The following is a 14,992-nucleotide window of genomic DNA, read 5'->3' as shown; positions in this document are numbered from 1 at the left end:
ATTCAAATGCGATGACTGTGGCGTCGGTCATTCGCCAACGGCAGAGAGTCGTCGCGGTATCCGGCAACAGCCAGGCCTGCGTGTTTCCGCTCGCCAACTTTCCGCTCGCCAACGCCGTGAAGCGACATGCCGATTCACGCAGCGATCCGGTGATATCGCCTGTCGTCGCCGAATTGTCTACGAAGTCCCCCCTGTTGATTTACGCACGCCAAACCGCCGCGGAATTTCAAACGATTGAAAAAACTGGACTTTCCAATCCCAATCGAGGGCCGTCCCGAGGAACGGCGACACGGCATGGCATGCAGCGTCACGATCCTTCGAAGAGATCACACTGCGGATGGAGGCATTCGGTTCCGATAGGCACCGGCGGTGGCTGTTCCACCGCCCATATCGCCGAATGCGCTCGGCTCCGACAAGGTCATAAGAAGATGGAAGCATCAACGAAATTGCTGTTTGGCGCGTGCTTTATCGCGCTGCTGCATGTCCCCACGGCGATCGCTGCGGCGGCGGCGACGTCGGCATGGCAGACCGACGAAGCGCTGATGACACCCGGCGAAGCGCAGGCACATGCGGCATGGCGCGAGACCATGGCGCATCAGAAGACACCGGCCGTTGGCTGCTTCCACGCCAGCTACCCCGGCACCGCCTGGCAAACGGATGCCTGCACGCGCCTGCCCCGGCATCGGCACGTGCACGCCATCACGCGCAACACCATCATGGACACCACGGCGCCCGTCGGCAACCGCAACGACTACGTGCTGAGGTCCCAAACCCTCATCAGCAAGACCATCGGCAGCTTCCCCAAGGTCAGCGGCGTAACCTCCGAACGCAGCATCGGCGTGCCTCCTTTCGGCAGCGGCGGCGTCATCGGACCCAACGAGTACAGTCTTCAGCTGAACACCAACGTTGACAGCAGCAGTGTCTGCGAAGGGCGTTCGGGCTGTACCGTCTGGCAGCAGTTCATCTATGCCACCGGCTACAAGGCGCCAAAGCAATCAGCGGTCTTCATCGAGTACTATCTAAATGGCTACGGCACCGACTGCCCCAAGGACTGGATAAGCGAAGAAGACTTGTGCTACCGCGACAGCGAGGCGCTGCCTGTACCGGACGTGCCGATCACGCGCTTGGCCGACCTCAAACTGATCGGCTCGGCCACCGCCAACGGCGAGGACGTCGTGACCTTCATCGACGGCAGCACTGCCTACAGCGTCAGCGCCAGTGACGATATCCTCAAGATCGCGACGGTGTGGAAGGAGTCGGAATTCAATGTGGTCGGCAATGATGCAGGCGCGAGAGCGGAGTTCAACCGGGGGGTGTCGATCACGGTGAATGTGGCCGCGACCAATGGCGACACCGCCGCCCCGACCTGCGCCGCCAACGCCGGCACCACAGGCGAAACCAACAACCTGTACCTGGGCAGCTGTTCGGTAACCGGCGGCTCCACGCCGTCGATCACCTTCACCGAAGCGAACTGAGCCCGCCGCGCCGGCACGCCACCCGCGGCCGACGCGCTTGCATCGCCCGAACCTGTCGCGCCGCCGCGCAGCACTGCGGCGCGGCGCAGCCGTTACCATGGCACTCCCTCTCCGCGACGGTGTTGCGCCATGTCTTCCGCTCCTCCCGATCTGCGCACCGCCGACATCGCCTTCGTCGGCGGCGGCAACATGGCGCGCAGCCTGATCGCCGGCCTGGTCCGGCAGGGCGCCGATCCGCGTCGCATCCGCGTGGCCGAGCCGCTGGCGGCGTTGCGCGAGGCACTGGCCGCCGAGTACGCCGTGCAGGCGGTCGCCACCGCGGCCGACGCAGTGGAGGGCGCGGCGCTGTGGATGTTCGCGGTCAAACCGCAGGTATTGCGCAGCGTCTGCACCGAGCTGGCGGCGCTGGCGCTGGCGCAGCGGCCGCTGTTGGTGTCCATCGCCGCCGGCATCACCACGCAGCAACTGGACCGCTGGCTCGGCGGCGGCCACGCCCTGGTGCGGGCGATGCCGAACACGCCGGCGCTGCTCGGCGCCGGCGTCACCGGCCTGTACGCCAATGCCGGCGTCGACGCCGCGCAGCGCAGCCACGCCGAGCGCGTGCTGGCGGCCGCCGGGGTCAGCGTGTGGGTCGAGGACGAGGCGCTGATCGATGCGGTCACCGCGGTGTCCGGCAGCGGCCCGGCCTATGTGTTCCTGCTCGCCGAAGCGATGGAAGCAGCCGGCATCGCGCAAGGCCTGCCGGCCGCGGCGGCGCGCACGCTGGTGCTGCAGACCGTGCTCGGCGCGGCGCGCATGCTCACCGAATCCGGCGAGGCGCCGAGCGAGCTGCGACGGCGGGTGACCTCGCCCAACGGCACCACCCAGGCCGCGATCGAGACCTTCCAGGCCGGCGGCTTCGAAGCGCTGACCGCCACCGCCATCGCTGCGGCCGTCGCACGCGGCCGCGCACTGTCCGCCGCCAACGACTGACCGGAGCCCCGCCGATGCCCAACCTGCCTGCCGCTGCGCTGTTGTGCCTGGCCCTGGCCGCCTGCTCGGCGCAGGACGCGCCGCGCCCTGCCACGCTGGTCGCGGCCACGCCCGCGCAGGCCGACCTGGGCGCGCTGCGCGTGCACTACAACGCACTGCCGACGCTGGCGCTGAGCGATGGCGCCGCGCGCCGCTACAGCATCGCCCGCGACGCCGAGACCGCGTTGGTGGTGATCGCCCTGCGCCGCGTGCAGGACGGCGAAGAACTGCCGGCCAGCGGCCAGGTCAGCGCCGTCGCCGCCGACCTCAGCGGCCGCCGGCAACCCATCGCCTTGCGCGAAGCGGTCACCGACGCCTATACCGACTACGTCGGCACGGTGCGCATCAGCGAGCACGACCAGCTGAATTTTCAGGTGGACGTACGCAGCGCCGATGGCGCGGGCACCGTGCGCTTCGCCCGCACGTTCTAGCGCGGCAGCGTTGCCTGTTTGCCGCTGCGAGCCCCGGTAGGAGCGGCTTCAGCCGCGACAGGATCTCGGTAAGGCCCGTCGCGGCTGAAGCCGCTCCTACAACGTCCCTGCGCTTTTTCCCGCCGCGCGCAAGCCGCTCAAGGCGCTGTCCAGCGCTGCGGCCCGTCGCCCTGCGCGCCCAGCGCATCGGCCGGATTGCTCAGGCGGCAGCGGCGCAGCGACAGGCAGCCGCAGCCGATGCAGTCGGTGAGCTGATCGCGCAACTGGGTCAGCTGCGCGATGCGCGCGTCCAGTTCCTGGCGCCAGGCCGCCGACATCCGCGCCCATTCCGCGCGCGTGGGCGTGCGCGCATCGGGCAGTTGCGCGAAGGCGGCCTTGATGCTGTCCAGCGGCACGCCGACGCGCTGCGCGACGCGAATCACCGCCAGCCGGCGCAGCACGTCGCGCGCATAGCGGCGCTGGTTGCCGGCGCTGCGCAGGCTGTGGATCAGGCCCTTCTTCTCGTAGAAGTGCAGCGCCGAAACCGCCACGCCGCTGCGTTCGGCCACCTGCCCCACGCTCAGTTCCTCATGCATCGCCTGACCTCAAGTTCGGTTGAGGTTGCATGCTGCGCGCCCATCGCCTACCGCGCAACATCGCGCCGGCAGGCGATCGTGCCATTCCGCCATGAGGCCGCACCGATGCATCAGTACGCTTCACCCGCAGGCGACCGCCGCACCGGCACGCTTGCGGCGATGACCTCCGCCCGCACCGCTGCCGCCACTGCCGATTCGGTCCTGTCGCCGCACTATCGCGCAACCACGCTGGGCATGGTCGCGCTGGTCTCGCTGATCGCGTTCGAGGCGCTGGCGGTGGCCGCGGCGATGCCGACTGTGGCGCGCGAACTGGATGGACTGCGCCTGTACGCGCTGGCGTTCGGCGGCACCCTGGCGACCAGCGTGATCGGCATGACCGTGGCCGGCCGTTGCAGCGATGCGCGCGGCCCGGCGCTGCCGCTGTGGGCCGGGCTGGCCTGCTTCGTCTGCGGGCTGTTGCTGGCCGGGTTCGCCGGCGGCATGCCGATGCTGCTGGCCGGGCGCCTGGTGCAGGGGCTGGGCGCGGGCGCGATCTCGGTGGCGCTGTACGTGCTGGTCGCACGGCTGTACCCCGAGGCGCTGCGCCCGCGCATCTTCGCCGCGTTCTCGGCCGGCTGGGTGGTGCCGTCGCTGCTCGGCCCCAGCATCAGCGGCCTGATCGTGGAGCATGTCGGCTGGCGCTGGGTGTTCCTGGCGGTGCCGCTGCTGGCGCTGCCGGCCGGATTGCTGCTGCGGCCGGCGTTGCGGCGCCTGCCCGCGCTGGCCGCGGCGCCGTCGCCCAGCGCCGCGCCGATCCTGTGGTCGGCAGGGGCGGCGGCCAGCGTGTGTCTGTTGTACCTGGCCGGGCAGCAGCGCGGACTGTGGCTGCTACCCGCAGTGCTGCCGGCGCTGGGCGGGTTGCTGCTGTGCGCGTGGCGGCTGTTGCCGGACGGCAGCTTGCGCGGCGCGCGCGGCCTGCCCAGCGTGATCGCCTTGCGCGGCGTGGCGGCGTCGGCGTTCTTCGGCTGCGAAGCGTTCCTGCCGCTGCTGCTGTCGCGCGAACGCGGCCTGTCGCCGACCTGGGCCGGGATCGCGCTGAGCATCGGGGCGCTGGGCTGGTTCGCCGGCTCCTGGTACCAGGGCCACGACGGCCAGCGCGGCTCGCGCGTGCGCCGGCTGCGCGGCGGCAGCGTGCTGATGCTGCTGGGCATCGGCGGCACCGCGCTGGCCGTGCTGCCCGGCGTGCCGGCCGCGCTGGCGATGCTCGGCTGGGCCGCCACCGGCCTGGGTATGGGCCTGATCTACCCGACCCTGTCGGTGCTGACCCTGACCCTGTCGCCGCCGGCGCAGCAGGGCGCGAACAGTTCGGCGCTGCAGTTGAGCGAGGCGATCGCGGTGGCGACCACGCTGGCGGTGGGCGGCTCGCTGTTCGCGGCGTTGCTGGCGCAGTCGGTGATCGCTGCGTACCTGTCTACCTTCGCGGTGGCCGCCGTGCTGGCGCTGCTCGGGCTGGGCATCGCCGGCCGCACCCAGCCGGTGGCACCGCGCTGAACCCGCAGCGGCGCAGCTAGCGGCGCTGCGCCCAGGCCTGCACGATGGCGGCGATCGCGCGCACGCCGTCGGTCAGCGCGGCCGGGCCGGGCTGCAGGATCAGCGGCGACTTGATCTCGAACAGCTGGCCGTCGCGCACCGCCGGGATCGCCGCCCAGCCCGGCCGCGCCGCCACCCGCTCGGGGCGGAAGCGCTTGCCGCACCACGAGCCGAGGATGATGTCCGGCGCGCGCCGCACCACGTCCTCGCCATTGGCCAGGATCCGCGCCTTGGCCAGTGGTTCGGCCGACAGCTCCGGGAACACGTCGTCGCCACCGGCGATGCGCACCAACTCGGCGACCCAGCGGATGCCGGTGATGATCGGCTCGTCCCATTCCTCGAAATACACCTTCGGCCGCCGCGGCAGCGCTGCGGCCTGCGTGGCGATCGCGTCCAGGCCACGCTGCAGTTCATCGGCATAGGCCGCGGCGCACGCGCCGGCGCCGACCAGCGCCCCGAGCCGGCGCACGTAGTCGAGGATGCCGTCGACGCTGCGGTGGTTGGCGATCCACACCTCCACTCCGTTGCGCACCAATTCGGCGGCGATGTCGGCCTGAATATCGGAAAAACCGATCGCCAGGTCCGGCTGCAGCGCCAGGATCGCGTCGATCCTGGCGCTGGTGAAGGCACTGACCTTGGGCTTGTCGCGGCGCGCCTGCGGCGGCCGCACGGTGAAGCCGCTGATGCCGACGATGCGCGCCTGCTCGCCGAGCGCGTACAGCGTCTCGGTGGGTTCCTCGGTCAGGCAGACGATACGCTGCGGACCCATGTCAGTCCGCTAGCGGCATGCGGAAATACACCACGCGCTCGGTTTCCTCGAAGCCGCAGGCGCGGTGGGCGGCCTGCGCCGCGGCGTCGTCGAGCAGCGCATCGGAGGCCAGCTCGCTGCAGCCCTGCGCGCGGGTCCAGTCCCGCACCTGGCGCAGCAGCGCGCGGCCGACACCGCGGCCGCGCCATTCCGGCGCCACGTACCAGCCTTCCAGAAACCCCACCGGCGAACTATCGGTGCCGTTGACGTAGTCCTGGCGCAGGGTCACGTCGGCGAAGCCGATCGCGTGGCCGTCGCCGGCGAAGGCCAGGAAATTGGCCGCGTCCTCGCGCTGCAGCGCTTCGGCGACGCCGCCGAAGGCATCGCTCTCGTCCGGCCACAGCGCCACCCGCAGCGCCGCCCAGGCGCGCAGGTCGGCGGCGGCGGCGGCGCGGATCGAGTAGCCATCGCTCACGGGAACAGCATCCGCTTGGACCAGTGCCCGGCGGCGTCGGCGATGTACTGCCAGCGCTCGTGCAGGCGGTACTTGCCGCCGTACCAGAACTCGAAGCTGCGCGGCACCACGCGGAAACCGCCCCAGCCGTCCGGACGCGGCACCTCGCGGCCTGCGAAGCTGGCCTCGGCCTTGGCCACGCGCTGCTCGAACTCCTCGCGCGACTGCAGCGGGCGCGACTGCGCCGACGCCCATGCGCCGATCTGGCTCATGCGCGGGCGCGAGGCGAAATAGGCATCGGCCTCGACCGCAGCGACCAGTTGCACCTCGCCGTCGATGCGCACCTGCACCCCGTCCTCGCGCATGCGCCGCCACAGGAACAGCAGCGAGGCCTGCGGATTGGCCTGCAGCTCGCGGCCCTTCTGGCTGTCCAGGTGAGTGTAGAAGACGAAGCCGCGCGCGTCGTAGGACTTCAGCAGCACCACTCGCGAGGACGGGCGCGCCTCCAGCGTGGCCGAGGCGACCACCATCGCGTTGTATTCGGCCTCGTCGCTGGTCCGCGCCTCGGCGAACAGGTCGGTGAACGTGGACAGGGCTTCGGCGTAGAGATCGGGCATGGCGGCAAGGCACTCGGCGGACGATGGCCCATTGTCGCGCCATGCACGGCGCGACGCACGCGGCGTCGCGGCGCAGGGCCGGGCACGGCCTGCGCGGCGCACGACCCGCAACCAGGCCTGCATGCAGGGCGCGTCTGCTAGCATCAGCGGATGAATCCCGCCCCCAATCTCGTGCTGGTCGGCCCGATGGGAGCCGGCAAGAGCGTGATCGGCCGCCGCCTGGCCGAGCGCTTCAGCCTCGTCTTCGTCGACAGCGACCAAGCCATCGTCGAACGCACCGGCGCCAGCATCCCCTCGCTGTTCGAGCACGCCGGCGAAGCCGGCTTCCGCGAGCACGAACGCAGCGTGCTGGAAAGCGTGCTCAGCACCCCCGGCCACCTCATTTCCACCGGCGGCGGCGCGGTACTCGACGCCGACAGCCGCCGCGAGATGCGCGAGCATGGCTTCGTGGTGTACCTGCGGGTCAGCGTGGCCTCGCAGCTGCAGCGCCTGCAGCGCGACCGCAGCCGCCCGCTGCTGCAGCGCGGCGACCGCGAGCGGGTGCTGCACGCGCTGCACGCGGTGCGCGAGCCGCTGTACCGCGACGTCGCCGACCTGATCCTGGACACCGACCACCTCAATCCCGCCGAAGCCACCGCGCAGCTGGTCGTGCGCCTGGCCGCGTCGTGGAAACTTCCGGACCCCATTGCATGACTGTTTCCCAGCGCAGCGTCGCGGTCGAAGGCGACCCGTCCTACACCATCCGCATCGGCCCCGGCCTGCTCGACGACGGCGCGCGCCTGGCCGAGCACGTGCGCGGCCGCCACGTGCTGCTGCTCAGCGACAGCAACGTCGCCCCGCTGTACGCGGCGCAGGTGCGCCAGGCCTTGCTGGCGACCCGCCCGGAGCTGAAGATCGGCGTGTTCACGATCCCCGCCGGCGAGGCCTCCAAGACCCTGGACAACTTCGGCGCGGCGATCGCCGCGCTGGCCGAACTCGGCGCCACCCGCGACGCCTGCGTGCTGGCCCTGGGCGGCGGCGTGGTCGGCGACCTGGCCGGCTTCGCCGCCGCGTGCTGGATGCGCGGGGTGGACTGCGTGCAACTGCCGACCACGCTGCTGGCGATGGTCGATTCCTCGGTCGGCGGCAAGACCGCGGTGGACATCGCCCAGGGCAAGAACCTGGTCGGCGCGTTCCATCCGCCGCGCGCGGTGCTGGCCGACACCGCCACGCTGCGCAGCCTGCCGCCGCGCGAACTGCGCGCCGGCCTGGCCGAGGTGATCAAGTACGGCGCGATCGGCGACCCGCTGTTCTTCGAATGGCTGCACGCCGAACGCCGCGCGCTGCTGGACGCCGAACCGGCGGCGATCGCGCAGGCGATCGCGCGCAGCTGCGAGCACAAGGCCGAGATCGTGGCCCGCGACCCGCTGGAGAAGGGCGAGCGCGCCCTGCTCAACCTCGGCCACACCTTCGGCCACGCGATCGAGACCGAACAGGGCTACGGCGCGCCCGGCAACGGCAACCTCAACCACGGCGAAGCGGTGGCGGTGGGCATGGTGCTGGCGGCCAGGCTGTCGGCGCAGCTGGGCATGGCCACGGCGCAGGACACCGAACGGCTGCGCGCGCTGCTGGCCGCTTACGAACTGCCCACCGCGCTGCCGGCCGGCCTGGCGCCGCAGGCGCTGCTGGCGCGGATGCGGCTGGACAAGAAGAACATCGCCGGACGCCTGCGACTGGTGCTGTGGCGCGGCATCGGCCGCGCCGAGGTGGTGCCGGACGTGGACGAGGCGGCGGTGCTGGCGCTGCTGGAGGCCGGCTGACTCAGCGCTGCACGGTCTCCAGCGTCGCATCGCCGCCCAGCGTGCGATACAGCGTCACCCGGTTGACCGCGGCCACCAGCTCGACCGCGACCAGGCTGCGTTGCGCCGCGTAGTAGCTGCGCTGCGCATCGAGATTGGACAGGGACGTCTCGACCCCAACGCGATAGCGCTGCTCGCTGAACTGATAGGTGCTGGCGGAATCGGCGACCAGGCTTTGTTGCGCGCGCAACTGCGCATCGATGGTGCCGCGCCGCGCCAGCGCATCGGCCACTTCGCTGAAGGCGGTCTGCACGGTCTTTTCGTAGCTGGCCAGGGCCGCGTCGCGCTGCGCCTCGGTGTAGGTCACATTGGCGCGCGCCGCACCGGCATCGAAGATGGCAGCGCTGGCGCCGGCGCCCACCGAGCGGTTGAACGCGGCGTGCGCGAACAGCTCGGACAGCCCGGTGCTGGTCAGCCCCAGCAGGCCGCTCAGGCTGATGCGCGGGAACAACGCCGCCCGCGCCGCGCCGATCTGGGCGTTGACCGCGCGCAGTTCGTATTCGGCCTGCACCACGTCGGGGCGGCGCAGCAGGATGCCCGAATCCAGTCCGGCGGGAAGCTCGCCGATGCGCGCCGCCGCGTCCTGGATCGACTCCGGCAACAGCGCGGGATCGACCGGGCCGCCCACCAGCAGCTGCAGCGCATTGATGTCCTGGGCCATCGCCGTGGTCTGCTCGGCCAGATCCGATTGCGCGGTGTGCAGCACCTGGTTGGCCTGATCCAGATCGGAGTGCGGGGTGATGCCGCCGTCGACCCGCTGCCGGATCAGCGCAACGCTGGCCTCCGCGCTGTGCGCGGTGTCCTGGGCGATCTTCAGCAGACTCCTGTCGCCGGCGTAGGTCAGCCACGCCGTGGCGATATCGCCGACCAGGGTCAGGCGCGTGGCGCGCGCGGCCGACGCCTGTTCCAGATAACGCTGTTGCGCGGCGGCGGTCAGCGCGCGCACCCGCCCGAACAGATCGAGCTCGAATGCGCTGACGCCGATGCCCACCGTGTAGTTGCTCGCATCGCCCTGCGAGCGCGCGTCCGCGCTTGCGTCCTGGGCGCTGGCGGCGAGCGGCGCCGCCCCCGCCCCCTTGCCCCGATAGGAACGCGTGTAGTTCGCGCTAGCGTCGATTTCGGGCAGCAAGGCGGCGCGCTGGATCCGGTATTGCGCCCGCGCCTGGGCGATATCGGCCACGGCGATCCGCAGGTCGCGGTTGTTGTCCAGCGCCTGCGCGATGACCGCCTGCAAGCGCGGGTCGCCGAACAGCTGCCGATAGGTGAGCGACGGCAGCGCGGCTTCGCGTTGCATGAGGTAGGCATCGCCTACCGGCCACGACGGCGGGATCGGCGACGCGGGGCGCACATAGGCCGGCGCCAGGCTGCACGCCGACAGCAGGCCGGCGGCGATGAGCGCGACCGCGCGCATCAGGCCGGCTCCGGCAGCGATGGCGCAGGCGGCGGCGCGGTGCCGCCGCGCCGCGCGCGGCGGCGCGCGCTCCATTCGGCCATCGCGATATGGAACGCCGGGGTCAGATACAGCGTCAGCGCCTGCGAGAACAGCAGCCCACCCACCACCGCGATGCCGAGCGGGCGCCTGGCTTCCGCGCCGGCACCGAAGCCCAGCGCGATCGGCAACGAGCCCAGTACCGCCGCCAGGGTGGTCATCATGATCGGGCGGAAGCGCACCGTCGCCGCTTCGAGCATGGCCGCACGCGGGCTTTTCCAGCGCGCATCGCCGGAGCGTTCCAGGTCCAGCGCGTAATCCACCATCATGATGCCGTTCTTCTTGACCAGCCCGACCAGCAGGATGAGTCCGACGAAGCTGAACAAATTGAGCTCCTGGCGGAACAGCACCAGCATCAGGATGGCGCCGAACCCGGCGAGCGGCAGCGAGGTCAGGATGGTGATCGGGTGCAGCGCATTCTCGTACAGGATCGCAAGCACGCCGTAAATCAGCAGCACCGTGATCAGCAACAGCATCGGCAGCGTCTTCAGCGAGTTTTCGAACGCCTGCGCCGAGCCGGCGAACTGGCCGCTGATGGCCTGGGCATCGCCCTTGCCCAGCGTCTGCGCCATCAGCGTGCCGATCCCGCTGGCGGCATCGCCCAGCGAGACGCCGGGCGCCAGATTCATCGACAGCGTCACCGCCGGCAGGCCGGCGTAGTGGTTGATCGCCACCGGCCCCACGCCCATGCGCACGTCGGCCACCGCGCGCAGCGGCACCATCGGGCCGCCGGCCGCGGTCAGTACCGCGCTGGTGCCCGAACTGCTGTTGGAGGTCTGCGTGCCGATCGCGGTGATGCCCGGGTTCTGGTTGCCGTTGAACGACAGCGCATCCAGGCCGTTGAGATCGGCCTGTGCCGATGGCTCGACCTGCAGCAACACTTCGTACTGGTCGGTGTCGCCATAGATGGTGCTGATCTTGCGGCCGCCGTACGCGCTCTGCAGGGTGTCCTGCAAGCCGGCGGCGGTGACGCCCAGCGCCGCGGCCTGCTCGCGGTGCAGGATCACCTCGATCTGCGGATTCTTGAGCTGCAGGTCGCTTTGCGGGTCCTGTACGCCGTCCACCCGCCCGATGTCCTGCAGGATCGCGTCCGACTGCGCGTACAGCGCCTTCTGGTCGGTCGACTGCAACACGTACTGCAGCGAGCCGTTGGAGGCCGTCGGCCCCATGTCGATCGCCGGCGGATTGCGCATGTTGAGGGTGACGCCCTGGATCCCGGCCACCTGCTTGCGCACCGCCTGGATGACCTCTTCCGCGGTGCCGCTGCGCTCGGACAACGGCTTGAGCCCGATCAGCAGGCGACCGCTGTTGCTGAGCGTGTTGTCCGAGCCGATCACCGATTCCACATTGGCGACGTTCGGATTGCGCTGGATGATCTTCACCACCGCGTTCTGCTTGGCCAGGAAATCGGCGAAGGCGGTGCCTTCCGGGACGCGGGTATCGCCATCGATCTTGCCCGAATCGACCTGCGGGATGAAGCCCTTCTCGACGATGGCGTACATGCCTGCGGTGCACACCAGCGTGGCGATGCCGATCGCGGCCATCAGGCCGATACGCTGCGTGGACCATTCCAGCGAGCGCGCGTAACCGCGCTCGGAAGCCTCGACCAGCCGATCGAAGCGCTCGAACACCCAGCCCGCACTCTTCTTCGGATCCAGCCAGCGGCTGGCGAGCATGGGCGTGAGGGTCAGCGAGACGATCCCGGAGAGGATCACCGCGATCGCGATCACCATGCCGAACTCGGAGAACAGCCGCCCGACCAGCCCGCCCATGAACACGATCGGCAGGAACACCGCCGCCAACGACAGCGTCATCGACAGCACGGTGAAGCCGATCTCCTGCGTCGCGGCGATGGACGCATCCATCCGGCTGGCGCCCTGTTCGGCGTGGCGGACGATGTTCTCGATCACCACGATCGCATCGTCGACCACGAAACCGACCGACAGGGTCAGCGCCAGCATCGAGATGTTGTCGAGGCTGAAATGCAGCAGGCGCATCACCGCGAAGGTGCCGATCAACGAGGTCGGCAGCGCCAGGGCGACGATCAGCGTCGCCATCCAGCTCCTGAGGAACAGCAGGATCACCACGATCACCAGCAGCAGCGAGCCGAGCAGCGTCCATTCGACATCTTCCACCGACGCGCCGATATAGTCGCCACGGTCGTAGAGCACATCGAGCTGGGCATCGCCGGGCAGCTGCGCGCGGATCGCGGGCAGCGCCGCCTGGATGCCACGGGTCACCGCCAGCGTGTTGGCGCCCGGCTGGCGATGGATGTTGATCTCGATCGCGCGCTGGCCATTGAGATAGGCCGCGGTCTGCAGGTTCTCGACGCTGTCCTGGGCATGGCCGATGTCGCGAAAGCGCACCGGCGCGCCGTCCGCATAGGACAGCACCATGTTGTCGAAGTCCGCCGCACGCTTGAGCTGGCCGTCGGCGCGGACGGTGTAGGAACGCGCCCGCCCCATCAGCGTTCCCGCCGGCGCGTTGCTGTTGCCCGCCTGCACCGCGGAAACGATCTGGTCGAAGCCCATGTGGCGGGCAGCGAGCAGGTGCGGATTGACGAACAGGCGCACCGCATACTTCTGCGCGCCGTTGACGTCGATCTGTCCCGCGCCCGGCACCGATGCCAGGCGCAACGCCACGCGATCCTTGGCGAACTGGTTGAGCAGCGGCAGCGCGATCGTCTTCGAGCGCACGATCAGATGCATGATCGGGGCCGCGCTGGGATCCTCCTTCCGGATCTGCGCCGGGTTGATTTCGCGCGGCAGCAGGCCGGCCGCCTGCGACACCGCGTTCTGCACGTCCTGCGCCGCCGCATCGACATTGCGGCTCAACGCGAACTGCAGGACGACCCGCGTGCTGCCGACGCTGCTGGTCGAGCTCATCGTCTCCAGCCCCGGCAGGCCGCTGAACTGGCGTTCCAGCGGCGTGGCCACCGCCGCGGCCATGGTCTCGGGATTGGCCCCCGGCAGCGACATGTTGACGGTGATGGTCGGGAAGCTGACGTCGGGCAGTTCGCTCACCGGCAAGGCGAAATACGCCATGCCGCCGGCCAGCACCAGGGCGATCATCAACACCGACGTCATCACCACGCGGCGGATGAACACGGCCGATGGATTCACGCGTGCCGCCCGGTGGCCGCCGCGCCTTGTCTGGCGGGCTGGTCGTTCGATCGCACCGCCGCGCCATCGCGCAGTTCGTTGGGAACGGTCAGGATGACGGTATCGCCCTTGCGCAAGCCCTTGCTGATCACCGCCTGCCCATCGACCATCCGCGCCACGGTCAACGGCCGCGCCATCGCCCGCCCGTTCACCACGCAGTACACGTACGGACCCTGCTGCCCCTGCTGCAGCGCGCCTTCGGGGACGGACAGGGTCTGCGGATCCTCCGCCAGGATCACCCGGACGCTGACGAACTGTCCGGGCCACAGCGTCGCGCCGGCATTGGCGAACCGCGCGCGCAGCTCCAGCGTGCCGCTACTGCTGTCGAATGCGTTATCGAGAAACGTCAGCCGGCCGCGGTCGAGCACGCGGGCGCTCACCGCATCCAGCGCCAGCACCGTCAGTCCAAGGCCATCGCGTCCTGCGCGTGCCGCGCGCACCGCATCGACCTGCACGTGGGCGAGCGCGAAGCGCACGTCGATCGGAGCGTTCACGTTGATCGTCAGCAGCGCCGTGCTGGAACCGCTCGACACCAGATTGCCCGGCTTGACCCCGATGGCGCCGGCACGGCCGTCGATGGGCGCACGAATCTGGGTGTAGGCGAGCGACAGCCGGGTCTGCTCGACCTGGGCCAGATCGACGGCGACGGTCCCGCGCAGGGAGCGCAGCGTGTCGGCCGCGGTGACGTAGGTCTTCGGATCCACCGCGCCGGTCTTGGACAGCTTGCTGTAGCGCGCTTCCGTGTCGGCCGCATCCGCGGCGAGCGCCTGGTCGCGCACCAGGGCGGCGCGGGCCTGTGCCAGCGTGGCGCGCAGCGGCCGCGGGTCGATGGTGAACAGCAGTTGCCCGGCGCGGACCTGCTCGCCGTCGTGGATCAGCACCGACTGCAGCACGCCGTCGGTCTGCGGCCGGACATCGACGGTATGCGGCGACACGATGATGCCGGAGGTTTCGATGATGTCCGGCACGGTGTGCGGTGCGACCGTCATCGTCTGCACCCGCAACGGCTCGGGCGCCGGCGTCGGCTGACGGCGATGTCCGATCCAGTAACAGAGGCCGACGATCACCAGGCACAACGCGGCCAGTCCCGACAGGACCGCCATCCGCCCCGCGCCGCGCTCGCCGCGGGCCATGGCCGGCCGGCCTGCGCCCTGGCCGCTGGCGGGCATCGCCGCGCCGGGATCGCCGCAGCTGGCACGCATGGCGGGGAGTCCTGCGCCGGCATCCGGGTGCCGCCCAGGAAACCACTCATTGTTCTGGCTTTGCATACCGTTGCGTCCGCACTGGTGATGAATGACCATGCCGCGACACCAGGAACTGTGTGCGCACGCAACGGCATGACTTCTGCCTATGATTCCACAGGCGCAGTAACGGTATCGTGATAGGACGCATCTTGCAGCAGGCGACGACGCGACGACGCGACGACGCGACGGCGCGACGCAAGTCGCAGACGCCAACGCAGACGATCCCTCTGAGCCGATGCCGCCAACCGCCGCGACGCCCCGCTCGGCCGGATGCTGCAGCGGCAGGACCGGGCGCTGCGGCTGGGCGCGGATGTGCGGATGCGACGGCGCCGCGTCATCCGGCATTTACGCCTGCCCGGGGCCGTGATGCACTGGCTGCC

General features: G+C 70.3%; 13 protein-coding genes. 6 read left to right on the top strand and 7 right to left on the bottom strand.

Annotated elements, in window-relative coordinates:
- Positions 1–11: 11 nt before the first annotated feature.
- The 3 genes from KHF85_RS06205 to KHF85_RS06195 all read left to right on the top strand — a co-directional run bounded on the left by KHF85_RS06205 (position 12) and on the right by KHF85_RS06195 (position 2,917).
- Entirely contained in the window at positions 12–1,475 is a 1,464-nt protein-coding gene (locus KHF85_RS06205; protein WP_284568918.1) for a hypothetical protein, read from the top strand.
- A gap of 129 nt (positions 1,476–1,604) precedes the next feature.
- The gene (gene proC / locus KHF85_RS06200; RefSeq protein WP_284568917.1) at positions 1,605–2,447 is read left to right on the top strand and encodes a pyrroline-5-carboxylate reductase; all 843 of its coding nucleotides are present in this window, start codon (positions 1,605–1,607) and stop codon (positions 2,445–2,447) included.
- Between the two features lie 14 nt (positions 2,448–2,461).
- Positions 2,462–2,917 carry a DUF4426 domain-containing protein gene (locus KHF85_RS06195; protein ID WP_284568916.1) on the top strand — a complete coding sequence of 152 codons (456 nt, stop codon included), beginning with the start codon at positions 2,462–2,464 and terminating at the stop codon, positions 2,915–2,917.
- A gap of 137 nt (positions 2,918–3,054) precedes the next feature.
- On the opposite strand, the gene soxR is transcribed toward KHF85_RS06195, so the two are convergent.
- A complete protein-coding gene (gene soxR, locus KHF85_RS06190) occupies positions 3,055–3,492 on the bottom strand; it encodes a redox-sensitive transcriptional activator SoxR (RefSeq protein WP_064538844.1) in 438 nt (145 codons plus the stop codon).
- A 159-nt stretch (positions 3,493–3,651) separates the two neighbouring features.
- Between soxR and KHF85_RS06185 the strand changes: the two genes are divergently transcribed.
- On the top strand, positions 3,652–5,022 hold the full coding sequence (locus KHF85_RS06185; protein WP_284568915.1) for an MFS transporter: 1,371 nt from the start codon (positions 3,652–3,654) through the stop codon (positions 5,020–5,022).
- Positions 5,023–5,038: 16 nt separating this feature from the next.
- On the opposite strand, the gene KHF85_RS06180 is transcribed toward KHF85_RS06185, so the two are convergent.
- The 3 genes from KHF85_RS06180 to pdxH are packed head-to-tail and all read right to left on the bottom strand — an operon-like array spanning position 5,039 to position 6,880.
- Positions 5,039–5,830, bottom strand: a complete 792-nt coding sequence (locus KHF85_RS06180; protein ID WP_284568914.1) for an ABC transporter substrate-binding protein — start codon at positions 5,828–5,830, stop codon at positions 5,039–5,041.
- A gap of 1 nt (position 5,831) precedes the next feature.
- The gene (gene aac(6') / locus KHF85_RS06175) at positions 5,832–6,284 is read right to left on the bottom strand and encodes an aminoglycoside 6'-N-acetyltransferase (RefSeq protein ID WP_284568913.1); all 453 of its coding nucleotides are present in this window, start codon (positions 6,282–6,284) and stop codon (positions 5,832–5,834) included.
- Complete coding sequence (pdxH, locus tag KHF85_RS06170; protein ID WP_284568912.1) at positions 6,281–6,880, bottom strand: pyridoxamine 5'-phosphate oxidase; 600 nt, start codon at positions 6,878–6,880, stop codon at positions 6,281–6,283. The genes aac(6') and pdxH overlap by 4 nt, the downstream gene beginning before the upstream one ends.
- 150 nt (positions 6,881–7,030) lie before the next feature.
- Here pdxH and KHF85_RS06165 point away from each other — a divergent pair, with 150 nt between their 5' ends.
- Both KHF85_RS06165 and aroB read left to right on the top strand, forming a co-directional pair.
- Complete coding sequence (locus KHF85_RS06165) at positions 7,031–7,573, top strand: shikimate kinase (protein ID WP_053839057.1); 543 nt, start codon at positions 7,031–7,033, stop codon at positions 7,571–7,573.
- Positions 7,570–8,679, top strand: a complete 1,110-nt coding sequence (aroB, locus tag KHF85_RS06160; RefSeq protein ID WP_284568911.1) for a 3-dehydroquinate synthase — start codon at positions 7,570–7,572, stop codon at positions 8,677–8,679. The genes KHF85_RS06165 and aroB overlap by 4 nt, the downstream gene beginning before the upstream one ends.
- A 1-nt stretch (position 8,680) precedes the next feature.
- On the opposite strand, the gene KHF85_RS06155 is transcribed toward aroB, so the two are convergent.
- The 3 genes from KHF85_RS06155 to KHF85_RS06145 are packed head-to-tail and all read right to left on the bottom strand — an operon-like array spanning position 8,681 to position 14,957.
- Positions 8,681–10,129 carry an efflux transporter outer membrane subunit gene (locus KHF85_RS06155; protein WP_284568910.1) on the bottom strand — a complete coding sequence of 483 codons (1,449 nt, stop codon included), beginning with the start codon at positions 10,127–10,129 and terminating at the stop codon, positions 8,681–8,683.
- Positions 10,129–13,329: an efflux RND transporter permease subunit gene (locus KHF85_RS06150; RefSeq protein ID WP_284568909.1), complete on the bottom strand. Its 3,201-nt coding sequence runs from the start codon at positions 13,327–13,329 to the stop codon at positions 10,129–10,131. Before KHF85_RS06150 ends, KHF85_RS06155 begins: the two co-directional genes overlap by 1 nt.
- On the bottom strand, positions 13,326–14,957 hold the full coding sequence (locus KHF85_RS06145) for an efflux RND transporter periplasmic adaptor subunit (protein WP_284568908.1): 1,632 nt from the start codon (positions 14,955–14,957) through the stop codon (positions 13,326–13,328). The genes KHF85_RS06150 and KHF85_RS06145 overlap by 4 nt, the downstream gene beginning before the upstream one ends.
- Positions 14,958–14,992 lie beyond the last annotated feature (35 nt).

This window comes from Xanthomonas graminis pv. graminis (assembly GCF_030168915.1).
In the GTDB taxonomy this organism is placed as follows: domain Bacteria; phylum Pseudomonadota; class Gammaproteobacteria; order Xanthomonadales; family Xanthomonadaceae; genus Xanthomonas_A; species Xanthomonas_A translucens.
The sequence above is the reverse complement of the archived record's forward strand: the minus strand, read 5'-3'. Positions and strand labels throughout refer to the sequence as shown.